A 6,000-nucleotide genomic window follows, 5' to 3' on the forward strand; every position below is an offset into this window, starting at 1 on the left:
CTCGGTTTACCGCAGCGGCTTTTTTATTAAAAAATTCTATGAAAATCAATGATTTGAAATTTTGTGCTATTTTTTTAGCACTTGTTGCTTGACGAAATTGTTGGGGGTGCTAAATTATTAGCATGATGCTAAAAAAACAGCATAAATATGAATCTAGTTTAGGTACGGCTTATGACTCTGAATGATCTGGAAAAAACTGCCGCTGCGCAACTCAGCCGTCGCGAGCGGCAAATAATGGATGCCCTGTTTGAGGCGGGCGAGTTATCCGCTCAGGATGTCCGCGCCGCTATTCCCGATGCACCCGGCTATTCAGCTGTGCGCGCCTTGCTTGCAAAATTAGTGGAAAAAAAGATCGTTGATTTTCGCGAAGACGGCCCGCGCTATATTTATTTCCCCGTAGTAGCACAGGAAGAAGCGCGAATGTCCGCGCTACAAAAAATGCTCAAAACATTTTTTGGCGGATCAACGGCTGCAGCCGTTAATGCACTATTGGGGATGAATAAAGAAAAACTCAGTGCAGAAGAGCTAGATCAGCTTCAGCAAGCAATCGATACGGCTGCAAAAGCGGAAGTCTCAGCGAGACAACAATAAAAACAACAGGGGCAGCACTATGAGCTCATCTATTTTTATCAGTGTGATTGTTACTGGCTTTCTCAAGCCATTAATGATCTTGTTGGTGATGGGGGTGCTCTGGATATTGTTGCGAAAAAAATCTGCCGCCTTGCAGCACTTCGTATTGAGTTTGGGCGCTATCAGTATTCTGTTGTTGCCATTCTGCGCTGGCGCGCTACCGCAAATTGATTGGGTAAAATACCCGTCGCTGGAAGTTCCAGTCAGTTGGTTCGAAGGCATTAATACCTTGCTCCAAAGTCGTGTCAGTCAGCAAATTTTATTCGCTTTAGTCGGACTCTATCTGTTGGTAGCAACATGGATATTATTTTATTTGTTGCTGGGAATCATTGGACTTTTCTTGCAGACAAGGCGCGCGCAGAAAATCAGGGCGTCAGATGTCATCGCACAACTCGGTGAGCTACGGGAGCTGCTGGATATCTCGCGCAAAATAGATATTGTTAGCTCGCGCTCAGTAGATTCGCCACAAACCTGGGGGTTATGGCGCCCGGTAATTATGCTGCCGCAGGACGCCCTGTTGTGGGATCAAGATAAACAACTCAGTGTGCTCATCCATGAGTTGGGACATATAGCACGCTGGGATTGGTTGACTACCTTGTTGATAAAAATTGCCTGCGCCTGTTTTTGGTTTTTGCTGCCGCTGTGGTGGATGGCACAAAAAATTTATCAACAGGCAGAGTTGGCTTGCGATGATTACATTTATAAATTACGCAACAAACAAGTGATCTATGCAAAAAATTTGTTAGCAATTGCCAGTGCTCATTCGAATGGGAATTCAGTAAATCAGGGTTTGCAGATGCGCGGTCAGTCGCCCATCGCTGAGCGTATTTTGGCGATTTTGGATCAACAGCGTCCCCATCAATCAGTACCTATGGATGCTGCTCAGTACTGGTTAATCTGCGGTGGTTTCTTGTTGGTGCTGGTCGCAGGTGTGCAATTGATGCCGCTGCAACAGCAGTTGCGCGCTCAAAGCATCGCGTTCTTACATCTGGAATTTCCACAATCCAATACGCGTGAGCAAGAGCAAAACACCTTGCGCACCGAACAATTCAGTTGGGAGTTATTACAACAATTAAAACCAGCCCTTTATACACAGCCATCGCACATTGATTTACCCGTTGGTGTTGAAGCCCTGAGCATACAGGTTACCAAACCGACTGCCGTTGAACTCAAACAACTAGCGGCGCTGCAAGATGCAAACAATTTCCTCAATGAAAAAGCACAACTGGTTCCCGATATTCGCGTTGAAGGTTTTTTGCCGATTGAAATGGTAACACCTGAATATCCCGCAGCCGCTTTGCATAAGGGCGTAGAAGGATGGGTGCAGGTGGAATTTACGATAGATGCCAACGGTACCATCACACAGCCGACCATTATTGGCCATTCACCCTCTCGCATATTTGATCGTGCAGTGTTGGCAGCGTTAAAAAAATCGCGTTATCGCCCGCAATTGTTAAATGGTGAACCGGTCGTTGTGCAAGGTGTTACAGAAATATTCCGCTTTACTCTTTCTCCGCATCAGCAGGATGCTGCTATCGATAAACACCGACGATAAATCTCGTCGCTCTCTCTCTACGTTTCACGCGTTAAATCCCTGTTCTAAACGGCCCTCTACCGGGCGGGGCCCCTTATTGCCTGGAAAATGTTATTTGAGGAATTCGCTATGAATAAATTAATCGTTTCCGATAAAAACAATTATATCGATACCAATGGCGGGTCATCTGCCGTGCGCACGATGAGTGCGATTCCCGCGGCATTATTAACGACCATGTCGTTACTCTATGCGATGTATCATTTGATCCACAATGATTATCCGGTGGTGGTTGATGATCCTATCGCACCCATTCCTGAATTTATTATGGATACGCCACCACCTATAGTGACACGAGAAGATGAGCCACCTGTTCGTCCGGTAGAACAACAATTACCTCCGCCGGTAAATCGGTTTGATCCACCGGAGGTTAGTATCGATGGAGATGGAATGCATCTGGGCGGTCCGGTTGATATTGCCAAACCACCGATGACAGGTACTTTCGGTGTAGGTGGCCAAATGGTGCCATTTATAAAAATTGCGCCGCAATATCCGGCTATCGCCGCAAGTAAAGGCGTTGAAGGTTATGTTGACATAATGTTTGATGTCACTGAATTAGGCTCTACCGATAACATCCGAATTACCGGTTATGTTCCCTCAGCTGTATTTAATAAAAGCGTGATCAAAGCGGTGAAAGGTTGGAAATATAAACCCAATGAGGTTGACGGCATTGCTGTGAGAACGTTCGATGTAAAAGACCGCATTCGCTTTAAGATGGAAAAATAAGGCAGAGAACAAAAGATTGCGGGCGCTGGGTAACAAATAGATAATGCTGTTACTATTTTTTACCCAGTATTTTTTATGTCAGATTTCCTCGCTGTTCTCTGTAATGATCCAGAACGCTTTGCGCAAGCTGAGCAGCTTGCTGCGCATTTGCATTTGCCTTTATTAAGCGATCAAGCTCCAGAAGCTATTGTCGATTATGGCTTTGTGGTGATGTTTTCCCCGGCTGATATTGCATTGCAACAAACCGGGCGCAAAGCACCAGGGCCGATTTTGGTCGAATTTACTGAGGGCGCTGTAGATCACCGGCGTAAGTTCGGCGGCGGCAAAGGTCAGATGATTGCCAAGGCAGTTGGTGTTAAGGCCGGTGTTTATCCGCGAGTATTGGATGCGACGGCAGGCATGGGTAAAGACAGTTTTGTGCTCGCAACTCTGGGTTGTCAGCTCACTCTGATTGAACGTTCGCCGATTGTGCATCTGTTATTGCAAGATGGTTTGCTGCGCGCGCAAATTTTTGCTCGCGAACAAGATGCTGAATTGCTTCAAGTGATTCAGCGGATGCAATTGCGCTCGCAGGATAGTCGCACTTATTTGGAATCGCTCACCGCAGAAGAGTTTCCCGATGTTATTTATCTGGACCCTATGTTTCCCGAGCGACAAAAAACGGCTGATGTCAAAAAAGAAATGGCGGCCTTCCATTCAATTGTTGGTAAAGATGAAGATGCTGATGCGCTATTGCCTCTGGCGCTTGCGCATGTCAATTATCGCGTGGTTGTCAAACGTCCGCGCAAAGCGCCCTTCCTCAATAATCAAACTCCTTCCTATCAATTGGAAGGTAAGTCCAGCCGGTTTGATATTTACACGGTAAAAAAATTACCCGACCATCTCGTTAGTTGATGATAGTTGTGCGCGGTTCAATCTTGCTTCTGCAGGTTTGTAGAGCAAGTTGTAACAGAGTGCGATACACAGTAATGCTGCAAATCCAGTTGCTAAATAAAAACCATATTTGACGTGACCCAATAGATCGCCAGTAAAACCCATCAACAGTGGGCCAAGCGCTGCAGCAACGGCAGTAAAAAATAGAATAACGCCAGCCACAGAGCCGTGTTCATGTTTGTCAAAACAGCTGATGCCTTTTGAATTGAGCGTTGGATAAATCATTGACATAAACAAGCCGGACAAGGGAAATAGAAACACTGCCAGTTCGGGGCCTCCGATTGCGCTGCCAAGAAAACATAAAAAAATCGCACCGCTGAAGATGGCCATCACTAATGACCATTCACAGTGCAATAAAATCCAGGCGCCCAGAAAACGCCCTCCCGCACGCAAAACAAAAAAAATGGTGAGCGCATAAGTAGCGAGCCATTGCCAATCGCCGTTGTAGTCTTTCAAGAAAGTCGGCATCCAAACATATATTGCGACTTCGGTGGCAACATAGAGCGCGATCATGAGTGAGAAACCTGTCGCGTAGGGGTTGCGCAGCATAGTCAGTGTGCGTCTTACATTAATTTTTTCGGTAGATTCGTTTACCTGAGTGTGCGGATATTGCACACGACTGGCAATCAACATCAGCAACACACAAATACCGCCAGCAACCAAATACAAATAAGTCCAGGACACTTGCGCCGCTAATAAATAGGCGACAAGTGCAGGGCCGATAATCGCGCCCACTCCAAAAAAACCTTCCACAGTATTCATAGTGCGTGTGTGTTCATGGGCGTTTGCCGAGATATCGCCAATCAATGCCAAAGCACCGGTTTTAAAAATCCCAATCGCACATCCCGATATCAACAAGAGCGCGACGAAAAATTCGAATTGCTTGCCGAGTGAAAATAAAAAACAAGCGACAGCAAAAATTCCTAGGCCGATCAGAATGGTGTATTTGCGCCCGAGTTTGTCCGCGAGAAAACCAAATGCGATACCACTAAACGCGATGGCGATCATGGGGGCGTAGTGAAAAGCGCTGGCCTGAGTGAGGCTCAGCCCGAAATCTTTGATGATTTCCGGAATGATGACACCGACTGCATCCGTAGTCATGGCAAACATGGTGAACATTAAAAAGGTCAACCAACGGATCAGCCGCAGGTTGTGAGTCTCGTGCACATTGGACATGGTGCTGCCCTCGGGGGAAATTGTTGTTATGAAACCCGTTAGTACCGGCAGGCCCCTATTTCATTTTGGCGCTCAAATGATTAGGATCACGAAAACCGGTTGACTTATTTATTCACAGTGGTTTAATTAAGTCAACTGTCAAACTGCAATTTACGCCTCCGCAGCGGTTGCGTGGGGCAAAATCAGAGGGTTTCATGAGTAAAGGTAGTAATTCCAGTGGATTGCGTCGCTATAACGAGCGGGTGCTAATCAGCGAGCTGCGCCGCCTTGGCTTGGCCTCCAAATTTGAGCTGGCAAAGCTTGCCAACCTCACGCCTCAGGCAGTGACACGCATTATTGACGATCTGGAGCGGGCCGATTTGGTTGAGCAACGCGGCAAAGTGCAACGTGGGTTAGGGCAGCCGTCCACTATGTATGCGTTAAATCCGAAAGGGGCATTTTCAATTGGCGTTAATGCCGGGCGCAACGATATCCAAATTTTGCTGATGGATTTTTGCGGCAATGTGATGAGTAAAGTCGCCCACGAATTTACGTTGCCTGATCCAGACTTCTTGATCGATAAAGTAGTGCAGGGCGTGAATTATTTGCAAGGTAGTTTAGCGCCGGAGTTGCAGCCGCGTATCGTGGGTGTAGGTTTGGCGATGCCCTGGTTTATGGGCGCTTGGCAACGTGAATTAAATATGAGCGATGAGCTCGCCCAGCGGTGGAATGCATTTAACCCGCGCGAACAATTGGTAGGGAAAATTCATCTTCCGGTATTTGTGGAGAATGATTGCTCTGCCGCTGCTGCGGCAGAATTAAAATTAGGTTGTGGGAATCGCATCAATAATTTTTTGTATATTTTTATCGGCACTTTTGTTGGCGGCGGTGTGATTTTGCATGGCGAACTGGAATCCGGGGTACATGGCAACGCAGGAGCTCTGGCGTCCATGCCGGTAACCTCG

General features: G+C 46.9%; 6 protein-coding genes. 5 read left to right on the top strand and 1 reads right to left on the bottom strand.

The window, feature by feature from the left end; all coding sequences use genetic code 11:
• The first annotated feature begins 171 nt into the window (after positions 1-171).
• The 4 genes from ACWA6V_RS00975 (at position 172) to ACWA6V_RS00990 (ending at position 3,841) form a co-directional block, all read left to right on the top strand.
• Complete coding sequence (locus ACWA6V_RS00975; protein ID WP_449520756.1) at positions 172-591, top strand: BlaI/MecI/CopY family transcriptional regulator; 420 nt, start codon at positions 172-174, stop codon at positions 589-591.
• 19 nt (positions 592-610) lie between these two features.
• The gene (locus tag ACWA6V_RS00980) at positions 611-2,185 is read left to right on the top strand and encodes a TonB family protein (RefSeq protein ID WP_449520757.1); all 1,575 of its coding nucleotides are present in this window, start codon (positions 611-613) and stop codon (positions 2,183-2,185) included.
• Positions 2,186-2,293: 108 nt separating this feature from the next.
• Positions 2,294-2,947 carry a TonB family protein gene (locus ACWA6V_RS00985; RefSeq protein WP_449520758.1) on the top strand — a complete coding sequence of 218 codons (654 nt, stop codon included), beginning with the start codon at positions 2,294-2,296 and terminating at the stop codon, positions 2,945-2,947.
• A gap of 75 nt (positions 2,948-3,022) precedes the next feature.
• Positions 3,023-3,841 (top strand): class I SAM-dependent methyltransferase, encoded by an 819-nt coding sequence (locus ACWA6V_RS00990; protein ID WP_449520759.1) that lies wholly within the window; start codon positions 3,023-3,025, stop codon positions 3,839-3,841.
• Here ACWA6V_RS00990 and ACWA6V_RS00995 read toward each other — a convergent pair.
• Entirely contained in the window at positions 3,818-5,056 is a 1,239-nt protein-coding gene (locus tag ACWA6V_RS00995) for an MFS transporter (RefSeq protein WP_449520760.1), read from the bottom strand. The genes ACWA6V_RS00990 and ACWA6V_RS00995 overlap by 24 nt on opposite strands.
• Before the next feature lie 194 nt (positions 5,057-5,250).
• Here ACWA6V_RS00995 and ACWA6V_RS01000 point away from each other — a divergent pair.
• Positions 5,251-6,000: ROK family protein (locus ACWA6V_RS01000; RefSeq protein WP_449520761.1), on the top strand; the 750-nt coding region annotated here is incomplete at its 3' end.

The organism is Cellvibrio sp., assembly GCF_053579595.1.